Source organism: Streptomyces fagopyri (assembly GCF_009498275.1).
Classification (GTDB): domain Bacteria; phylum Actinomycetota; class Actinomycetes; order Streptomycetales; family Streptomycetaceae; genus Streptomyces; species Streptomyces fagopyri.
Map to the genome: position 1 here is coordinate 8,121,666 of NZ_CP045643.1, position 19,669 is coordinate 8,141,334.

At 72.0% G+C, this 19,669-nt stretch carries 15 protein-coding genes; 6 read left to right on the forward strand and 9 right to left on the reverse strand.

From position 1 onward, the window contains the following. Positions 1-188: 188 nt before the first annotated feature. Entirely contained in the window at positions 189-1,577 is a 1,389-nt protein-coding gene (locus GFH48_RS35200; RefSeq protein ID WP_153292107.1) for a HEAT repeat domain-containing protein, read from the reverse strand. 214 nt (positions 1,578-1,791) lie between these two features. Between GFH48_RS35200 and GFH48_RS35205 the strand changes: the two genes are divergently transcribed. From GFH48_RS35205 to tatA, 3 genes are all read left to right on the forward strand, one after another. Further along, positions 1,792-2,175, forward strand: a complete 384-nt coding sequence (locus tag GFH48_RS35205) for an ArsR/SmtB family transcription factor (RefSeq protein WP_153292108.1) — start codon at positions 1,792-1,794, stop codon at positions 2,173-2,175. Between the two features lie 47 nt (positions 2,176-2,222). Then, positions 2,223-5,168 (forward strand): HAD-IC family P-type ATPase, encoded by a 2,946-nt coding sequence (locus tag GFH48_RS35210; protein WP_407698681.1) that lies wholly within the window; start codon positions 2,223-2,225, stop codon positions 5,166-5,168. Positions 5,169-5,331: 163 nt separating this feature from the next. Further along, positions 5,332-5,604, forward strand: coding sequence for a Sec-independent protein translocase subunit TatA (gene tatA, locus GFH48_RS35215; protein ID WP_153292109.1), 273 nt, complete (start codon positions 5,332-5,334; stop codon positions 5,602-5,604). Positions 5,605-5,666: 62 nt separating this feature from the next. On the opposite strand, the gene GFH48_RS35220 is transcribed toward tatA, so the two are convergent. The 4 genes from GFH48_RS35220 to GFH48_RS35235 form a co-directional block, all read right to left on the reverse strand. After that, positions 5,667-6,683 (reverse strand): sporulation protein, encoded by a 1,017-nt coding sequence (locus GFH48_RS35220; RefSeq protein WP_153292110.1) that lies wholly within the window; start codon positions 6,681-6,683, stop codon positions 5,667-5,669. Between the two features lie 130 nt (positions 6,684-6,813). Beyond that, entirely contained in the window at positions 6,814-8,163 is a 1,350-nt protein-coding gene (locus GFH48_RS35225; RefSeq protein ID WP_153292111.1) for a histidine-type phosphatase, read from the reverse strand. A 153-nt stretch (positions 8,164-8,316) separates the two neighbouring features. Next, on the reverse strand, positions 8,317-10,203 hold the full coding sequence (locus GFH48_RS35230) for a phosphatidylglycerol lysyltransferase domain-containing protein (RefSeq protein ID WP_153292112.1): 1,887 nt from the start codon (positions 10,201-10,203) through the stop codon (positions 8,317-8,319). A gap of 289 nt (positions 10,204-10,492) precedes the next feature. Beyond that, entirely contained in the window at positions 10,493-11,182 is a 690-nt protein-coding gene (locus tag GFH48_RS35235; protein ID WP_153292113.1) for a hypothetical protein, read from the reverse strand. A 203-nt stretch (positions 11,183-11,385) separates the two neighbouring features. Between GFH48_RS35235 and GFH48_RS35240 the strand changes: the two genes are divergently transcribed. Beyond that, entirely contained in the window at positions 11,386-12,723 is a 1,338-nt protein-coding gene (locus GFH48_RS35240; RefSeq protein ID WP_153292114.1) for an NAD(P)/FAD-dependent oxidoreductase, read from the forward strand. Between the two features lie 87 nt (positions 12,724-12,810). Beyond that, on the forward strand, positions 12,811-13,155 hold the full coding sequence (locus GFH48_RS35245; RefSeq protein ID WP_153292115.1) for a hypothetical protein: 345 nt from the start codon (positions 12,811-12,813) through the stop codon (positions 13,153-13,155). A 21-nt stretch (positions 13,156-13,176) separates the two neighbouring features. Here GFH48_RS35245 and GFH48_RS35250 read toward each other — a convergent pair whose 3' ends face one another. After that, positions 13,177-13,947 carry a sigma-70 family RNA polymerase sigma factor family protein gene (locus GFH48_RS35250; RefSeq protein WP_153292116.1) on the reverse strand — a complete coding sequence of 257 codons (771 nt, stop codon included), beginning with the start codon at positions 13,945-13,947 and terminating at the stop codon, positions 13,177-13,179. Positions 13,948-14,399: 452 nt separating this feature from the next. On the opposite strand from GFH48_RS35250, the gene qcrB reads away from it, so the two are divergent. Next, positions 14,400-16,025: a cytochrome bc1 complex cytochrome b subunit gene (gene qcrB / locus GFH48_RS35255; RefSeq protein WP_153292117.1), complete on the forward strand. Its 1,626-nt coding sequence runs from the start codon at positions 14,400-14,402 to the stop codon at positions 16,023-16,025. On the opposite strand, the gene GFH48_RS35260 is transcribed toward qcrB, so the two are convergent. The 3 genes from GFH48_RS35260 to GFH48_RS35270 all read right to left on the reverse strand — a co-directional run bounded on the left by GFH48_RS35260 (position 16,013) and on the right by GFH48_RS35270 (position 19,605). After that, a complete protein-coding gene (locus GFH48_RS35260; protein WP_153292118.1) occupies positions 16,013-16,615 on the reverse strand; it encodes a YceI family protein in 603 nt (200 codons plus the stop codon). The two genes, qcrB and GFH48_RS35260, sit on opposite strands and share 13 nt — an antisense overlap. A gap of 389 nt (positions 16,616-17,004) precedes the next feature. After that, positions 17,005-18,705 carry an L-aspartate oxidase gene (locus tag GFH48_RS35265; protein ID WP_194280913.1) on the reverse strand — a complete coding sequence of 567 codons (1,701 nt, stop codon included), beginning with the start codon at positions 18,703-18,705 and terminating at the stop codon, positions 17,005-17,007. Between the two features lie 402 nt (positions 18,706-19,107). Continuing rightward, positions 19,108-19,605 carry an Ohr family peroxiredoxin gene (locus GFH48_RS35270; protein WP_153292120.1) on the reverse strand — a complete coding sequence of 166 codons (498 nt, stop codon included), beginning with the start codon at positions 19,603-19,605 and terminating at the stop codon, positions 19,108-19,110. Positions 19,606-19,669 lie beyond the last annotated feature (64 nt).

The window sequence follows — 19,669 nt, forward strand, 5'->3', positions numbered from 1 at the left end:
CTACGGCACGTACGCCGCACGCCCGTCAGCACGTCCGCCGCACGTACGTCGCACGCCCGTCAGCACGTCCGCCGCACGTCTGTCGCACGTCCGCCGCACGTCTGTCGGCACGGCCGCAGACACGCCCCCTCGGGCGCGGGAGGGTGCGTGCCGGGCGTCGTGAGGCGGGCGGGACTTCCGCGATACGCCTAGACGCTCCCCAGGGCGGTCCGGCAGGCGCGCAGCAGTCCTTCGTCCTCGACGATGTCATGGCTGCCGTACCCGCCGGACCGCGCCCGGTGCCGTCGCGGTGCGGCGACTTCCGCACGGAGCAGATCGTGGGCGGGTGCGCCGGCCGGACCCATTCGGCCCAGACACGCGGCCAGCGTCCCGCGGGTGTGCGCGTCGCGTTCCCAGGCGGGACGCAGTGCCGCGAGGACCGGAGCCGGATCCCCGGCGATGTCCCACAGCGCCCCCGCGGCCGCCACCCGCTGCCACACATCGTCCGACCCGGCCAGGCGGCGCAGGTCGGACGACGCGGCGCCCGCCGAGGGACCCAGCCGGCCCAGCGCCTCGGCACTCGCGCGGGCATGTTCCCCACGCGTCAACTCCTCTCGCAGCACGGGGAGTACGGCTTCGGTGTCGCCCTCCACCGACCAGAGGGCGGCCGCCGCCGTCACCGCGTTCCCGCCGTCCAGCAGCTCGCGCAGCAGGGGTGTCGCCTCCCGCGCCGCCGGCCCGAACGCGCCGATGGTCCGCGTGATCGCCTCCACCAGCCAGTCCCGGCGGCGTAGTTCGGCCGGCATGCCGTGCAACAGCCGCAGCACCTCCGGGAGCGCGTCCGCGTGCCGCAGCCCGCCGAGTGCGAACAGCAGCGGCGAGGCCCGGTCGTACACGTCGGGAGAGTCGACGGGTATCTCGCCGAGCCGTGCGCGCAGCAGTGGGCCGAGCGGTTGCGCCGCCGGTCCCAGATGCCGGATCGCGTAACCGGTGTCGTACGGCACGACCGGTCCGCGCAGCACCTCGGCGAGCGCGGGCACCGCTCGCCGGTCCCCGGCCCTGGCCAGCGCCCTCAGCGGGCCGCCCAGCGTCGGCACCCCGCTCTTCCACCGGCGTATCGAGTGCTCGGGACCGGCGGCCACCAGGTCGGCGAGGCGGTCGGCAGCCGGTCGGGCCAGTCCGAAGAGATCCTCCAGGACCGGGACGGCGGCGTCCCGCAACCGCTCCTCTCCCATGCCGAGTTGCTCGCCGATCAGGGCCACCGGCTCCTCGTACGAACCGCGCCATTCGCGGAAGAGCCCGGCCGACATCCACACGGCGTTGCACCGGTCGGCGGACGCCTCACTCGTCAACTGCCCCTTGAGCAGGGCGATCCGGTCGGCCGTGCGCCCGCCGAGCCCGGTGTGCAGCGTCCGCAGGAGCCGCGCGCCCTCCTCGTCGGCCGGGCGCAGGCGGCGCAGCTGACCGATGAGTGTGTCGGTGCCGGGGCGCTCGGGCAGGTCCGCGGGACGCGGCCGCCGGGATCTCGCCCTCAGGAGCGCGACGACGACCGCGACGAGATCGGAGGCCCAGGCGACCTCGTCGATCCCCGTGAACACGGCGTCCTCCCCAGGCATAAGGCAACTGACCGTGAGTCTGCACCCCGGCACTGACAGTCGGCGTCCGGCCGCCACGAGCCCGTTGCCGTCCTGACCGGCCCGGTCGGACCCCGTACGGCTTCTTCCGCCGGCCGGGCTCCCTAGACTGGGGCGGTTCACATGGCGGCCGGACCGGTGCGCGCGAGACGATCCCGGCGAGGGGGAGGAAGACACGGTGGCGACAGAGGTCGGCGGCTTCGACGATCCGTCCGCCGAGGTGCTGGCGGAGGCGGCCTCGGCCTTCGGGCTGCTCGCGTCGTCGGCACGGCTGCACATCGTGTGGGCGCTGGCGCAGGGCGAGAGCGACGTGACCGGCCTCGCCGAACGGGTCGGCGGGGCGCTGCCCGCGGTGAGCCAGCACCTCACCAAGCTGAAGCTCGCCGGCCTCGTGCGGTCCCGGCGCGAGGGCAGGCGACAGGTCTACTTCGTCGACGACCCGGACGTGGTGACCGTCGTACGTCTCATGGTCGGACAGCTGACGGACCGGGCCGACCGGTCCGACGGGTCCGGGCTGCCCGCCCAGGGGGCGGGGCCGCGGCTGCGTGGCTTCGGTGCCTGACGGTGTCACCGACGTCAAGCACGTCAAGCACGTCAAGCACGTCAAGTGTGCCGAGCGCGTCCAGTACCCCCCGTACACCGAGTTCACCCTTCCCGCAGAGCCCGCAGAGCCCGCAGAGCCCGCAGAGCCCGCAGAGCCCGCAGAGCCCGCAGAGCCCGCAGAGCCCGCAGAGCCCGCAAGACCGGCAAGTCCCGCTGGACTCCCAGAACCCTCAAGACCCGCAGCCCCCGGACAGCCTGACCTCGCTCCAGGTTCTGCGGCGCCTGGACAGTGGTCCGCGCGGCCTGACCGAGGCGGAGGCCGCCGCGCGTCTGCTCCGTTTCGGCGCGCACACCGTGCCGGTCCGGGACACGGAGTCCTGGCCGCGCCTCGCCGCGCGCAGTCTGCGCGACCCCTTCACGGCGGTGCTGCTCTGCCTCGGCCTGGTGTCCGCCACGGTGGCCGCCTGGGGTACGGCCTGCGTCATCCTCGCGCTCGTCGCGGTGAGTTGCGTACTGCGCGCGGCCGGTGAGAACCGGGCCGACCGGTCCCTGGCCGGGCTGCGCCGACTGGTGGCCGACACCGCGACCGTGGTCCGGCGCGCCGACCCCGACGGCCCGCCGACGGCCCGGGACATCCCGGTCGGTGAACTGGTCCCCGGTGACGTCGTACGGCTGGGAGCGGGCGACCTGGTCCCGGCCGACGTTCGACTGCTGCGCGCGAACGGCCTGAGCGTGCGTCAGTCGGCGCTGACCGGTGAGTCGGCGGCCGTCACCAAGAACGCCGCCGACGTGCCGAGTTCCGCGTGCGCGGGGGACCGCACCGGCGATCACGAGGGAGACCGGACGGGAGACCGCGCGGGGGCCTTCGCGCGGGGGCACCTCTGTTTCCAGGGCAGCAGCGTGGTGACGGGCAGCGGGACGGCGGTCGTGCTGGCGACCGGGACCCGGACGAGGTTCGCGGCCGCCCACGCCGCGGCCGCCCACGCCGCGGAGGCCGGCTCCGCGGCGGCCCGCGGTGGCGCGCGGCTCCGCCGCGTCCTCCGGGGGCGGGCGCGGCGTGAGGAGGCGGGACGGAGCGGGCCGCGGGGCCGTGGGGCCAGTGCCGTCGAGCGGTCCGTGGCGAGCGTCTCCCTCGTCCTCATCCGGTTCATGCTGCTCACGCCGCCGCTGGTGCTGATGGCGAACGCCGCGCTGCGCGGACGCGGCCTGGAGACCCTGCCGTTCGCCGTCGCGGTGGCCGTCGGGCTGACACCCGAGATGCTGCCGGTCATCGTCAGCACGAGCCTCGCGCGGGGCGCGTCGCTGCTGGCCCGTACCCGCGGCGTGATCGTGAAGCGGCTGCCCGCTCTGCACGACCTCGGTGCGATCGACGTGCTGTGCCTGGACAAGACCGGCACCCTCACCCAGGACCGGCCGGTCGTCGAGCGGGCCGTAAACGCGTTCGGAACCGACGACCCCGAGGTGCTGCGCCTCGCCGCCGTCAACGCCTGGTGGACCCTCCAGCTCGCCGAACTGCCCGCGCCGGACGCCCTGGACGGCGCGCTGCTGGAGGCCGCCGCCGCGGAGACGGCACCTGGGAAAGGCGGAGCCGAGACGTACGACGGAGTGGCGGAGGCGTACGACGGAGTGGCGGCGCTGCCCTTCGATCCGGTCCGCCGGCTTGCCACCGCCGTCGTACGCCGTCCACGCCGCCTCGGCGTGCACACGCTGGTGGTCAAGGGGGCCGTCGAGGAGGTACTGCGACGGTGCGACCTCGCGGAGGACGAGCGGGAAGGGCTGCTCGGGCTCGCCGCGCGTCAGGCGGACGACGGCCTGCGACTGCTCGCGGTCGCCACCGCCGAACGGCTCGCCCGCCGCCGCGACTGGACGCCCGCCGACGAACGCGGCCTCACCTTCCGTGGCTTCGTCACCTTCCGCGACGCGCTCGCGCCGACCGCCGCCGAAGCCCTGCGGAGGCTCATCGGCCGGGGCATCTCCGTACGGGTGCTCACCGGCGACCATCCGGGCACGGCGCGGCGCGCCTGCCGTGACCTGGGGCTGGAACCGGGCGAGGTACGCACGGCGTACGAACTCGACGGCCTGGCCGGCGCCGAACTGGCCGCCGTCGTCCGCCGTACGACCGTCTTCGCCCGCTGCGCCCCCGAGGACAAGGCCCGGATCATCGCCGCGCTGCGGGCCGACGGGCGCACGGTGGGCTTCCTCGGCGACGGCGTCAACGACCTGCCCGCGCTGCGGATCGCCGACGTCGGGATCGCTCCCTGGGACGCCGTCGACGTGGCGCGGCAGAGCGCGGACGTGGTCCTAGCCGACAAGGACCTCGCGGCGATCGACCACGCGGTGACCGCGGGACGGCACAGTGGCGTCACCGTCGCCACGTATCTGCGCGTCACGCTCTCCTCGAACCTCGGCAACGTCGTCGCGATGCTCGCCGCGGGGCTGTCGCTGCCCTTCCTACCGATGCTCCCGGCACAGGTACTGGCGCAGAACCTGTGCTTCGACGCGGCCCAACTGGCCTTCGCCTACGACCGGCCGCACCCCGACGCCCTGCGCCGCCCGGCCTCGCTGCGCCCACGCCGGTTCCTGCGCTTCATCACCGGCTTCGGCCTGCTGAACGCCGTCGCCGACCTGGCCACCTTCGCCGTCCTCGCGCTCGCCCTGCACGGGCCGGACGCCATTGACGAATCGTCGGCGTTCCATTCCGGCTGGTTCAGCGAGAACCTCACCACCCAGGCGTTGGTCATGCTGGTCCTGCGCACAGGTCTCGCCCGAACGCCCGGCATCGCCGGTCCAGGAGTCACCTCGCCCTCCACCGGGCGCCGGCGGCCGGGGATGGTCGGCGCCGCGGCGGGAGCCCTCGCCCTGGCCGGTCTGCTGGTCCCGCTCACCCCGCTCGGGGGACTCCTCGGCATGATCCCGCTCCCGCCCCTCTGCTACGCCCTGCTCGCCACGGTCCTGGCGCTCTACGCGGCCGCCCTGACGGTCGCCCGGCGGATCTACGAACGCCGGTCCTGACCCGCTCCGCAGCCCTCGGTCACCGAGTCCCGCACACGGCGGCACGAGCCGAGGCCGTCCGGCCCGAACCCATGGTTGTACAGTTGCGCAAAGTGGCAATCTTCTTGGTGGTGGCGGCCCACGGGACGCGCCGTCGACCGACGCGAGAAAGGGCGGGCGCGCGATGCTCCGCAACGGACTTGAACCCTGGCACCTGCTGATCGTGGCGATCGTGCTCGTCGTGCTGTTCGGCTCGAAGAAGCTGCCGGACACCGCCCGTGCGCTCGGCAAGTCGATGCGCATCCTCAAGAGCGAGGCCAAGGCGATGAAGAACGAGAATCCCGCGGCCACCCCCGAGCCGGACACCCACCGGGTGACGGCCGCGGACGCTCTCCGTGACGCCACCGGCCAGGCCGCCCCGCGCGCGACGGCCGACGCGCCGGGCGCCACGCGCTGACGCTCGCGGTGTCCGTACCGGGCCGGCGCGCACGGCCGCCCGGTACGGACACCGCCGGGAACTCAGTCGTCCTCACCCTCCTCGTCGTCGCCCTCGAAGAAGTCGCCCACCTCGTCGACGACTTCGGCCGCGACCAGGCCGCCCACCACACCCACCGCGAGCCCCGCCGCGCCGGCCGCGATCGCGGTCCCCACACCGGGCCCGGAGTGACGGCCCTCGTGCCCGCCGTGGCCCGGCGCGTGCCCGTACGCGCTGCCCGCGGCGTACGGATCGTCGTGGCCGTACGAGGCGTGCGAGCCGTACGAGGCCCGGTGCCCGACCAACTCCCTCATCCAGCCGTCGACTTCGCTGTTCCAGTCGAGCGTGGCGGCGTCATGGTGGCTCACCGTGAACCGGGTGAGGGCGTCGTGCCCGGACTCGAACAGACCGCCGCGCTTGTCGGCCTCCAGGACGACCTCCATGCCGCCGGCTGTGGCGAGGAAGGTCAGCTCGATCTCGCTGACCGCGTGCGCGTACTGCGGCGCGGGGGCCAGCTCGATCTCCTGATAGAAGGGCAACTGCTGCCCCGTGCCCCCGATGTGGCCGTACTCCAGGTCGGCCGACCGGAAGCCGAACCCCAGTTGGCCCAGCGCCTCCAGCACCGCTTCCTGGACCGGCAACGGCCGCACCGTGAGCGGATCGAGGTCCCCCTTGTCCCTGGCGCCGGCCACGGCGAGCTCGGTCCGCACCCCGAGCACGATGCCCAGCGGCTGTCCGTACAGCTCACTGACCGGCGTCTCCCACGGCAGCGGCACACTGAACGGGACGCTGCGCCGCTCCTCCGCGCCGAGGCGGAAACCGCCGCCGACGGTGAACCGGTCGAAGACGAGGGCGCCTTCGCTCTCCCCGTCCTCGTGCTCCGCCTCGACCCGGGCGATCAGATCGAGCCCGATGTGCTCGATCTCCACGTCCGTACCACCGCCTTGGAGATGGACCTGTCCCGACAGGATTCCGCCGGGCGCCACCGCGCCGCCGTCGAGAACCGTGTCCACCGAGGGGCCGCCTGCGCCCATCGCCCCGAGCAGCCTTTTGAACACCATGCCGCTGTGGCTCCTTCACTGATCGCACTCGTCGTTCCGAACCGGCCGGGCGCTCGCGCGCCGGGCCGGTCTCGTCAGAACTGACGGTGCGGGCGGAGAAGTTCCCAGGTCACCCGGACGATGGCATCCTTCAGGACACCACGCGGCCGAAGCAGCGCTCCAGTTCGTCCAGGTCGTAGAACGAGCTGCCCTTCCGCACGGGCGTACAGCCACGCCCGAACGCGGTCTCCTTCTCGTTGTAGAGCATCCGCACCAGATAGGTGTTCCCGCGACGGAACACGTCCCACTGGATGTTGGCGGCCATCGGGGCCACCGACCCGCCCCGCCAGGAGTTGTCGGCGTAGGTGTAGGGACGGCTCTGCGTCACCGGCTCGGTGCTGCCCGGCAGCCGCATCAGCGCGGCGAGCGGGATGATCTCCTCGGCGTGGGTGAAGCGCAGCTCCGCGCCCAGGTCGCTGGTCCCCGCGCGCCTGGCCTCGGCCTTCTTGAAGAAGTCGTCGAGCAGGACGTCCGCCATCCTGTAGGTGATGTCGCTGTCCTCGAAGCCGGGCCCCTTCTCGTAGAAGTCCTCGGCGTCGCCGAGATAGGCGAACCAGGCGGCGTCGCGCGGGGCGAGGTAGCGCTCCAGGTGCCACTCGCCCTCGTCGCTCATGGCCGGGGCGATGCTGTACAGGTTGTAGACCGCCTGGGCCGCGTCCACTTCGGAGCCGATCGAGGCGAACTCGCCCGCCGAGATCCGCCTGACGAAGGCCGGGGTGAAGATCTTCCCCAGGATGCCGCGGGCCGCGCGACGGGTGGCGGGCTGCTCGGAGATGTCCTTGAGCGTGGCCGCCAGCCGCCGGTCGTTGGCTATGTAGTCGCGATAGGCGGCGCCGCCGGCGGACTTGTGGAAATACAGGAGATCGGCGTCCGCCCGGGCCGGGCCGATGAGAGGGCCGAGAGCGGGGTCGGCGCGGGTGAGGGCGGCGGCGAAGAGGCGGCCGCTGTCGACGGCACGGCCCTGCCCCGAACTGACGACGTCGACCGGTTCGCCGTCCCGGGCGATCCGCGCGAACAGCCCGGGCAGCCGCCGTTCCATACGGACCGCGGCGTCCTGGATCTCCCGTTGCCCCCGACCGCTGAGACTGCCGTACCCGACCTTCTCCATGGCCGCGGTCAGCGACCGTACGCGTGGGCCGAACTCTCGTCCGGAAAGGGTGAGTTCACCCTCGTCCGCGGCCTTGTCCCACAGCTGGAGGATCAACTCCGCGTCCTCGCCGTCGGTCGCCGCCCGGGAGCCGTGCCGGGACACGTTCTCCGTGAACACCGGGACGAACCCCTTCGGTACCCGCTGATACGAACGGGCGTCCTGCTGAGGGGCGTACGGCGTCTTCGTCCCGTAGGAACCGGGCGGTCCCTGCGTCGCCCCCGCCGGGAGGGCGGAGGCGAGGAGGGCGGAGAGTGCGAGGAACAGGGCGGGGGCGGCCGCGATGCGTTTCATGGGGTGGTCGATTCCTCCGGAGCGGGCTCGGGCGGTCGGCCGCATCGTCGCCGGAGGACGTGAACGCCTGGTGGCCGGGGCATGGCGGGGCCACGGGTCCCCGGCTGGTGCTGGAGCCGGCGGACGGTGCCGTGCCCGTCGGGGCACGTCGCGTCAACCGGCGGACGGCGAACCGGACGACGGACCGGGCGTCGAGCCCGACGTCTGTCCGTTGTGCGGTGGTCGGGTCCGTCCCCCCGGTGCCCGGAGGTGTCCGCGACGGCCGAGGGCGGGCAGCGCGGGCGGGGTGAGGAAGCCCTCCGCGCGGGCGGTGGCGATCCCGATGCGGGGCAGGTCGCTGCTCTTCTCGAACAGCAGGTAGCGGGGCTCCCACACCGGCCGGTACTTGGCGTTGGCCCGGTAGAGGGACTCGAGCTGCCACCAGCGGGAGAGGAAGGTGAGCACGTTGCACCACAGCCGGAGTACGGGACCGGCCCCGAGCCGGGAGCCCCGGTCGAAGACCGACCGGAACATGGCGAAGTTGAGGGACAGCCGCTCCACCCCGAACTCCTGTGCATGTGCGAGGAGTTCGATGACCATGAACTCCATCAGCCCGTTCTCGGAGTCCCGGTCACGGCGCATCAGGTCGAGCGACAGTCCTTTTCCGCCCCAGGGCACGAAGCTGAGCACCGCCCGCGGCTCGGCGTGGCTGTCGTGGCACTCCAGCATGACGCAGCGGCCGTCGGCCGGGTCGCCGAGCCGTCCCAGCGCCATGGAGAAGCCGCGCTCGGTCTCACCGTCCCGCCAGTGGTCCGCCTTGTCGATCAGGGTGGCCATCTCGGCCGCGGGAATGTCCTCGTGGCGGCGGATGCGGACGGTGTACCCGGCCCGGCGAATCCGGTTGTGCGCCTGGCGCACTCCGCGCATCGCGCGTCCTTCGAGGGTGAAGTCCGCCCGCTCCACGATGGCTTCGTCACCGAGTTCGAGGGCGTCGAGGCCGTGCCGGGCGTAGATCGTGCCGGCCTCCTCACCGGCGCCCATCACGGCCGGTGTCCACGCGTGCCGGCGCGCCTCGCGCAGCCACTCCTCGATCGCGCCGGGCCAGGCCTCCGGGTCGCCGATCGGGTCGCCCGAGGCCAGGGTCACTCCGCCGACCACACGGTAGGCGATCGCCGCCTTGCCGCTCGGCGACCACATGACGGCCTTGTCGCGGCGCAGCGAGAAGTAGCCCAGCGAGTCCCGCTCGCCGTGCTTGGCCAGGAGCCCGCGCAGACGCTTCTCGTCGTCCTCGCCGAGGAGTTCGCTGCCGCGCGGGGCGCGGAAGCAGGCGTAGAGAACGAGCAGGAACGTGGCGGCGGTCAGGACGTTGATGAGGACGTCCACCCAGCGGGGCGCGACGACGGTGTCGAGCCGGTCGGCGAGCGGGCCGACGCTGACCCCGCGCAGCAGGGTGTAGGTGATCCGGTCGCTCAGCGGTGCCCCGGACACCTTGTTGGTGGCGCTCACCAGAAGGGTCCCGAGAGCCCCGCTCACGAGCACGCCGCCGGCGCCCACCGCCAGTGCCAGCCGGGGGTTGGAGCGGTCCCCGACGGCCCGGAACTCCCGGCGCCCCAGCAGCAGGGCGAGCACGAACAGACCGGTGAAAGCGGTCGAGAACCAGTTGAATCCGTGGCGTCGGTACGGGGCCTGGGTCAGGGCCAGTACGTACAGCCCGAAGAGCGGTCCGGCCAGCAGCATGTTGAAGATCCACGCGGCCCGCTTGCGGCGCCTCATCACCAGGGCCAGGAACAGCGCGACGGCCGCCGAGATCAACCCGGCGGTGGCCAGGTACGGGGTGAAGAACTCGCCCGCGTTGTGCTCGTGGACCTCCTCGCGGAACGGCAGCGAGACGACCGCCACCAGGTTGAGCAGCGCGAGGAGCCGCAGGTACCAGACCGTCGCCGCGGCCGCCCGCGGTCGCAGTCGTGGCCGTGCGCCGGCGGCGGGCCCGTCGGCGGGAGCGGTCCGCCGCGACGTCGGGTTCCGCTGTTCCGGGACGAGTGCTGGCTGTTGTGCAGACACCGTGCAGCATCACCTTGGGGAGAGGGGGTGGGAAACGAGCCGTGGGGACGGGCCGGGTGAGTCTGTGCGTTTCCTGGGAATCGCGGAGCGGGGAAACCCTACATCCTGTAAGGAAAGGTGAGTTGTGTCCAAGGTAAGGATCGGCGACGGAGATGTCGAGGAGCGGTCGCCGGTGGGCCTCGTACGGTGGAACCGCCTGGTCCACGCGGTGCCGCGAGGTAAGGGGGCGGTAAGAACCGGGGTGTTGTCGACGGGGTGCCGGCCGGCCGCCGTGGTGCCGCCGGGACGGCTACTTCTTCGCGGTGTCCGGTGCGAAGGCCCGCTCGGGCCGGCTCGGTCGTTGCCTCTTGCGGGACTCGACCGGCTCCGGCCGGTCCAGGCGTCCGAGCAGGAAGGGCATCAAGCCCCGTTCCAGCAGGGCGAGTTGCCAGTCCAGATGGGCCTGTCTCGCCTCGGCGCCACCGGTCTCGTGGTCACCCGGGACGGTACGGCGCCGGGTCGCCAGCGACCAGAGCAGATCGCCCAGCGCCGCCCCCGCCGCCACGGCGGCCAGGATCACCACCACCATGATCAGTCCGTCGTTCAGATGGGGACGTACGTCCAGGGCGTGTACGTCGAACCCGCTCAGGACGTAGACGCCCGCGGCCACGACACCGAGGCTCGGAAGCAGCAGCGCGGAGACGGAGGCGGAGTCTTCCTCCGTACCCACGACGGCTTCTGAGGGACCATCATGTCGAGCCGTCTCCGGGAGGCGGCCGGCGGAGGCCCGCAGTCCGAGATAGCGGCCGTACTCGGCGGCGGCGGTCCGGGAAAGGGCGGCGCGCTCCCGCAGTGCCTCGCGGCGCAGACGCTCACGCGTGTCCGCGGCGTCGGAGTGCTCCATCGCCGCCGTGATCTCGGGGGAGTGCAGAGCCCGGTCCAGGATCCGCTCGAAGGTGCCGTCACCCGGCGCCACCCGATCGGCGTCACGTTCCTTCACAGGGGTCCCCCGAGACGTAAGAGGTTCATGACGAACTCATGATGAAGCAAACCCTACAGTATGTAGTGTTTACGGCGTCCGCCGGGCGGCCCGTGGGCCACCGGACCACGACGCGCCCCCCGCCCGGTTTCCGCTGACGCGCCTGTCACACCACCCGGCCCCACCCGGTCTATTCCGATGTCGAACAACGGACAGAGGGAATCATGCGCGAGATTGTGATCGTCGGTGGCGGCTACGCGGGCTTCTACACCGCATGGGGCCTGGAGAAGGCCCTGCGTACCGGCGAGGCGCGGGTGACGGTCGTCGACCCGCGTCCCTATATGACGTACCAGCCGTTCCTTCCGGAGGTGACGGCCGGATCGGTCGAGGCGCGGCACGCGGCCGTGTCGTTGCGGCGGCACCTGCGCGGCACCCGGCTGGTCGCCGGGAGCGTGACCGGGATCAGCAACGCGGACCGGGCGGTCACCGTCAGGGCCGCCGACGGGACCGTCCGTGAACTCCGCTACGACACCCTCGTGGTCACCACCGGGGCCGTGACCCGCACCTTCCCCATACCCGGCCTGACGCAGCAGGCGATCGGCCTGAAGCACGTCGAGGAGGCCGTGGCGATTCGTGACCGGCTGATGACGGCGTTCGACCAGGCGGCGTCGTCACCACCGGGGGCCGAGCGGCGGAAACTGCTCACCGTCACGTTCGTGGGTGGCGGGTTCTCCGGTGTCGAGGGCTTCGGCGAGCTGCTGTCGCTGGCGACCGCGATGCTCAGGTCCTATCCGGAACTGAGCTTCGAGGACCTCTCCTTCCATCTGGTCGAGGCCCGGGGGCGCATCCTGCCCGAGGTGAGTGACAAGCCCGGCGCCTGGGTCGTACGCGACCTGGAGCGCCGTGGCGCGCGCGTCCATCTGAACACGCAGCTCGTCTCCGCCGCGGACGGGCATGTCGTCCTGTCCAGCGGCGAGGAGTTCGATTCGGCGCTGATCGTCTGGACCGCCGGCAACGCCTCGAACCCGGTCGTGCACAACCACACGGATCTGCCGGTCGACGAACGGGGCCTGGTCGTCGTCCGCCCCGACCTCCGGGTGGGTACGGCCGACGAGCCCGTGCCGGACGTGTGGGCGGCCGGGGACGACGCGGCCGTTCCGGACCTGGCCTCGCGGGTGCCGGGGGCGCACACGGTGCCGAACGCCCAGCACGCCGTGCGTCAGGGCAGGCGCCTCGCCAAGAACATCGTGGCCGACCTGCGAGGCGGCAAGGTACGCGACTACCGTCACAGCAGCCTCGGCGTGGTCGCGACGCTGGGACTGGGACGCGGGATCTTCCAGTACAAGAGCATCGTCATCAAGGGTCTGCCCGCCTGGCTGATGCACCGCGGGTACCACGTGCTGGCCGTGCCCACCTGGGAGCGGAAGGTCCGGGTGCTCGCCGTCTGGCTCACCGCCGCGCTGTACGGCCGTGATCTCGTCTCCCTCGCCTCCGTCCAGCATCCGCGCGACGCGTTCCTCGCGGGCGGGGAGCCGCGACGTTCCGGAGGGGGCGCCGGGTGAGCGGCGGGGCGCGCGGCCATGTGAACGGGCCGGAACACCCGGCCGGTGCCCGCTGGCAGGGAATCGTCTGTCCCACTGGAGGGCACCTTGGACGCGAGTGAGGAGGCCGCACGCGGCCTGACCGACATCGAGAACTTCCTGTACCGGGAGTCCCACCTGGGTGCGGCGCACCGGCGCGCGGCGGAGTTCGCCGCGCGCGTGCCCGGTCTGACCCGGCGGCAGAGGGCCGACATCGAGGAGTGGTACGTCGAGGAGCAGAAACACGTCGCCCGCATGGTGACCGAGCACATCGCCGACAGCATCGACGTGGTGGAGAAGCGGCATCGTGCCCGCTTCGGGCGGTGGCTTCGCGGGACCCTGGCCGCGATGGCTCTGATCACCGCGGTGATGGTCGTGGTCAGCGTCGTGCTGGTGGTCGGGGCGTCGGCCTGAGACCCGGCGGACGGCAGGTCGTCAGAGCCCGCCGCCGTCTCGCGGTGAGGGCCTCTCCGGCGGCCTGGGCGGCCGGTTCCAGAGCCGGAGTTTGTCGGGGTTGAGGACGATCGAGACGTGTGTGATGCGCCGGCCGGTGACCGCGATGCTGATGACGGCGGCGACCTGGTGGTCGTAGCGGGCCACGAGCCCCGTACGGCCGTTGACGGAGTGCGTGGTCAGCGTGGTGCGCGGGCGGAGGGCCAGGAGGGTCAGCAGGCTCGCCGCGACCTGCCGGCCGCCGTGCACCGGCGTGGCCAGCGCCCGGATCTTCCCGCCGCCGTCGAAGAGCGCCGTGGCGTCCGGGGCGAGGAGCGAGGCGAGCAGTTCGCCGTCCTGCGCCGCGCAGGCGTCACGGACCGCGCGGGCGAGGACATCGTGCCGGTAGGAGGTGACGGGGCGCGGGCGTTGTGCGCGCACACCGGCACGTGCCCGCTCGGCCGGCAGCGCGGCCGCGGGACGTTCGGCGTTCCGGAGCCGGTCGGCCGACCCCGTGCCGGCGGCGGTGTCGCCGGGCCGGCCGGGACCGGTGAGCCGGCCGAGACAGATACCGCCCGCGGTCCTCGCCAGCCAGGACCGGGGCACCTCGATACGGCCCCGCGCGGCGTCCGGGAGCCCGTACCACCGGCGGTACGTCTCGTCGACCACGCGCTCCGCCGCACCGGCGCTGCCCAGCATCCAGCAGGCCACGTCCAGCAGATACCGGCGCTCGTCCAGCAACTCCGCGAGCGGCACCGCGGCGACACGATCCATACGGCATTCTCCCTCACGGACGGCCGTCTCACACGGCCGCGGCACTCTCCTCGCGGTTCCGGAGGCCCTGAGCGGTGACGCCGGCCCGACGGTACGGGGCCGGTGCGTACACGCCTGTGCCCGGACAGTGATTCCTGTGGCCGACGGCGAAGTCCCGGTGAAGGACGCGCCATTTCTCGTTTCTCGGCTCAATCCTTCTGACCGGCCAGGCATGGATCTTGTGACATGAGCCTTTCCGAGTGTCACATCCATGCCCCGTGCACGGTCATACGGATGGGAGCAGGACGAGTGCCTGCCGATCCCGGAAGCGCGGTGACGAGGCATGTTCCCGCACCCTGTCGCGCCGGAATTCTCCGGCCCTCTTCCCAGAGGTTCTCGGCCGCCCGAGAGACAGGGAGACGTTCCGGGTCGAACGCGATTCCCCTGAACGATCTGTGAATGGTGGTAGAGGCATGAGCGACGGGAGTCAGGAACAGCCTGCGCGGCGAGGGCCCGCAGGGGAAAGGATCGCCGGCTGGGCCTCCGGGCGCCTGGGCGTGCCCGGTCGGGTCAGGGAGAGCGCGCGCAGAGCGTTCCCGGACCACTGGTCGTTCATGCTGGGAGAGATATGCCTCTACAGCTTTCTCGTCATCGTCGTCACAGGTGTGTATCTCACGCTGTACTTCCATCCGTCGATGAAGGAACTGACGTATCAGGGCAGTTACGCGCCGCTGCGGGGGCAGCGGGTGTCGGAGGCATTCGACTCGACCCTGCACATCTCCTTCGACGTACGGGGCGGCCTGCTGATCCGGCAGATCCACCACTGGGCGGCGCTGGTCTTCGTCGCCGCGATGCTGGTCCACATGATGCGTGTGTTCTTCACGGGCGCGTTCCGAAAGCCTCGTGAACTCAACTGGGTTTTCGGATTCCTGCTGTTGGTCCTGGGAATGTTCGCGGGCCTCACGGGTTACGACCTCCCCGACGACCTGCTCTCCGGGACGGGCCTCGCGGTGGTGAACGGAACCATCCTCTCCCTGCCGATCGTCGGAACGTACCTCTCGATGTTCCTTTTCGGGGGCGAGTTCCCGGGCGACGACCTGGTCGCGCGTTTCAACACCCTTCACGTGCTGATCATCCCCGCTCTCATGGTGGGGCTGCTCGTCGCGCACGGGGTCCTGGCCCTCCGTCACCGGCACACGCAGTATCCCGGTCCCGGGCGCACCAACCGGAACGTCGTGGGCCTTCCGCTCAAGGCGCGCGCCGTGAAGTCCGCGGGATTCTTCTGCCTGGTCACCGGCGGCATCCTCCTCATCGCCGCGTCCGTGCAGATCAACCCCGTCTGGCAGTACGGGCCCCACCGCGCCGACCAGGTCTCCGCCGGGTCCCAACCCGACTGGTACATGGGTGTGGCCGACGGACTGCTGCGCGTCATGCCGGGCTGGGAAATCGACTTCTGGGGCCACACGCTGGCCCTCGACAACCTGATCCCGCTGCTGGTGGGAGCCGGACTCTTCGTCGCCATGGGCGCGTACCCGTTCCTCGAGGCATGGGTGACGGGCGACAACCGTGACCAGCATGTCCTCGACAGGCCGCGCAACCGCCCGGTGCGGACGGGCCTCGGTGCGGCATGGATCAGTTTCTATCTGGTGGCCCTCGTCGGAGCCGCGAACGACATCATCGCCATTCGTCTGCACGTCGGGGTCGAATCAGTGACGTGGGCGGTGCGCGTGGCCCTGTTCGCGGTGCCTCCCGCCGCCTACACCGTGGCGCGTCGGTGGGCGCTCGGTCTCCAGCGCAAAGACCGCGACGAAGTCCTGCACGGGCGCGAGACCGGCACGATCAGGCGTTTGCCGCACGGTGAGTTCGTCGAGGTGCACGAGCCGCTCAGCCAGGAACGGCTGCACCTTCTCACCCAGCACGAGCAGTACCGGCCGATCGGTCCCGGCGGTACGGGCGAAGGGGAGGGCCCGGACGGCGGAGCGCGCCCCGCCCAGCGGCTGCGCGCACGGCTCAGCCGGCGTTTCTACGGTGAGGGCGCGCAGATCACCAAGCCGACGGCGCGGGAGTACAAGGCGCTCAACGGCGATCATCGCGACTGACCCGGCCGCGTCCGCACGGCGGAGATGTCGATGGTCAGCCTCATCATGTCGCCGATCGGAGGCCCACCTGGCCGCGGCGCAGCGTTGCCGCCGGGGCCGGGGCCGGGACCGACGCGCCGCGGGGTGAGGGTGCCTTCGAGGCCGACCCTGCCGCGTGCGCACGCCGCCCGGCTCGGCGCACGGAACGCGAGGTCGAGATGGACGGGGAGCTCGGCGTCCTTGATCCGGAGGTACCCCGCCAGGTGGAGCCGGTCGTCCCCGGCGCCGAGGACTCCGGCGGAACGGAAACTCATGAGGGGAAACGTCGCGGAGTCCAGGAACTCCGGGCCGGTGACACGCGCGTCGCGCTCCGGGCAACCCGTGTCCACACTCCCCGTCTGGACACTGAGGTAGGCCTCGGACCGGGCGGGACGGACTCCGTCGAGCTTGAGGAGCCCCTCGAACACGGTGAAGTTCCCGCGTACATGGGCGCTCATGGCATGTCGGGCGGAAAAGCCGATCGAGCTGCGGACCGGGTCGATGAGGTAGACGCCGGTCGGCTCCTCGGGGGGAGCGGGACGGGAAACGGTGGCTTCGTCGGGGTGGAACATGTCGAGCCGATTCTTCCGTGCGGGGATGTCGTACGGGGGTGGTTCGGAAAAGGAGGGCCGACGCGGGGTCCGTGGCGGTGTGTGTGCCGCTGCCGCCATGGTGAAGGGGCCCCTGCCTTGTCGACAGGGGCCCCCGCTCTCACTGTTCGGCCACGCCGCGGGTCGGAGTGCCGGCCGCCTCGCGGTCGGCCGTCGCTGTCACGTGGCGCGCCGGTCCCGTCCAGGCCTCCGCCGTCACGAGGCTGGGTCCTGGAGGTGCGGACGGTGCCCGTCGCGGCCTCGTCCGTGAACTACCGGTACCCGCTTGCCGATACCGGCTCACGGGACCGGCCGGCCGTACCGTGCGCCGTGCCGTGCCGTGCCGTGCTGTGGCACGGCACGGCCCATCGTCATTCGGCGAGTTTTCCGTCGGTCGAGACCTCTTCCATCAGGGAGGAGATCTCTTCGGGAATGGCCGGGATGCTTTCGTGGGTGATGCCGGTCGTCGGCGACCACACGAGGTTGACCTGCAGAGCGGGGTCGAGGTCGGGATAGTCACTGCGGTTGTGACAACCGCGTGTCTCGCGACGCTCCAGTGCCGCTTCGAGGGTGGCGCGGGCCGCCAGAGCGGCGGACATGAGGTCGAAGGCGTGCGCGAGGTCCTGGAAGCCGGCGATGTCCGGGTGGACGCCGACGTTCTCCATCCTCTTCTCGATCGCCGCGAGCTCCGCCAGTCCGGCGCGCAGGCCTTCTTCGTGGCGTACCACTCCCGCGTGCTCGGTCATGGTGTTGCGGACGGCGCGCTGCAGGGCACGGACGTTCTCCGGTCCGTCGGCGGCGAGGAGATCGTCGATCTCCGCGCGTGCGTGCGCCGTCGCCGTCGCCGACCGCTTCTGCGCGGTGAGCGATCGTGAGTAGGCGGCGGCCGCCTGGCCCGTGATGCGGCCGAAGACCAGCAGTTCGATGAGGCTGTTGCCGCCCAGGCGGTTGGCGCCGTGCAGCCCGCTCGACGCCTCGCCGATGGCGTACAGGCCCCGGACGTCGGTGCTGTGGTCCTCGGGCCGCACCCATACGCCGCCCATCGAGTAGTGCGCCGTGGGCGCGATCTCGATCGGTTCACGGGTGATGTCCAGCATCTGCAGATCCAGCAGGGTCTGGTAGACGCGAGGGAGCCGCGTCATGATCGTCTGCCGTGGCAGATGGGAGACGTCGAGCCACACGCCTCCGTTCGCCGTCCCCCGCCCTTCCTTGATCTCCGTGTAGGAGGCCAGGGCGACACGGTCGCGGGTGGACAGCTCCATCCGGACGGGGTCGTAGCGGGACATGAACCGCTCTCCGAGCGCGTTGCGCAGTACGCCGCCCTCACCCCGAGCCGCCTCGCTGACCAGGGTGCCGGCCGCGTTCTCCGGCTCGATGATCCCGGACGGGTGGAACTGGACCAGCTCCGGGTCGCGCAGACGCGCGCCCGCCTCGACCGCCAGCCGGAAGGAGTCGCCGGTGTTCTCGTCGCGCCGGGACGACGTGCGACGCCAGATGCGGGTGTGCCCACCCGCGGCGAGGATGACGGCGTCGGCGTGGATCAGGTACCGCGTTCCGTCGGTGAGGTCGAAGCCGTAGGCGCCGAAGACGGCACCGTCGTCGACCAGCAGCCGGGTGATGTAGACGCCGTCGAGCACGGGTATGCCGAGCTGGTCCGCGCGCCTGATGAGGGTGCGCTGAATCTCCAGACCGGTGTAGTCGCCGGCGAAGGCGGTCCGCCGGAACTTGTGGGCGCCGAAGAAGCGTTGGCTGATCCGGCCGTCATCCTCTCTGGCGAAGGCCATGCCGTAGCGTTCCAGATCGTCGATTCCTCGTGCGGCGCCCTCAGTGACGATCTTGGTCGTCCGGGGGTCGGCGAGAAGGTAGCTCTCCTTGAGGGTGTCCGCCGCGTGCTGCTGCCAGCTGTCCTCGGGATCCATCGTGGACAGCGCCGCGTTGATCCCTCCGGCGGCGAGCGCGGTGTGGGTGTCCTCCTTGGGACGCTTGCCGACTGCGAGGACGTCGACGCCGGCCTCGGCCAGTTCGATGGCTGCTCGCAGCCCGGCTCCTCCGGTGCCGATCACCAGCACCATGGTGGAGAGACGTCGTTCGGTGATGACCACGGTTTGCTCCGATCGCCTGGGTTGTCACCACTACGACCAGGCCGTACCGGAGTTTGTGACACCGCTTCCCGTCGCCCGCACCCGGGCCGCGGGGGCCGACGCGCGGCCCCACGCGCGGGCGCCGTCACGACGGGACGCCGTCCGGCGACACGCTCTTGCCGGTGTGCCGGTGTGCCGGTGTGTCAGGGAGCCGAGTGCCGGAGTGCGGGGGAGCCGGAGAGGGCCGTGCCGCCGGAGTCCGGCCCGGAGGTGACGAGCGACCGGGCCGGATCCGTCAGCGGGCCGCGCGCGGGCGGTCGCGGTGTGCCGGTCGCCACCGCGCGGGAACCCGGGCGGCGGCCGGCGGAGCCGAACGGGCGGCCGGTGTCGCGGCTACGGCGCGAGCGTGACGTTCGTCGGCGTCCCCCGCCGGGTCATCTTCGCGTAGGGGCACAGCGAGTCGGCCCGCGCCAGCAGCGGAGCGGCCGCCTCGGGGTCGACGCCGGGCCACCTCACCACGAGGTCGACGCGCAGGAGGTAGCCGGTGTCCCCGGGGTCGCGCCCGAGCGCGACGGTCGCCTCCACGGAGATCGCGGCGGGGTCGAAGGCCGAATGGCGTGCCACCAGGCTGAGCGCGCCGTGGAAGGAGGCGGCGAAACCCGCCGCGAACAACTGCTCGGGGTTGGTTCCCCGGCCGTCTCCCCCCAGTTCGGCGGGCATGCGGAGGTCGAGGTCCAGGACCCCGTCGGCCGAGCGGGCCCCTCCCGAGGCCCGCCCGTGCCGGGCCGTCCCTCCGACGACGTTCACCGCCGTGGTGTAGAGGGGAGCGAAGGACTCCCCGTCGAAGTCCCCGCCGGTGGACGGCGGGGGCAGCCGGATCCCGTCGGTCACCGCGTGGCTCCGCGGGCCTCGCCGTGCGGGGCCGCCCGCGGAGGCGGCACCGTCGCGGGAGGGC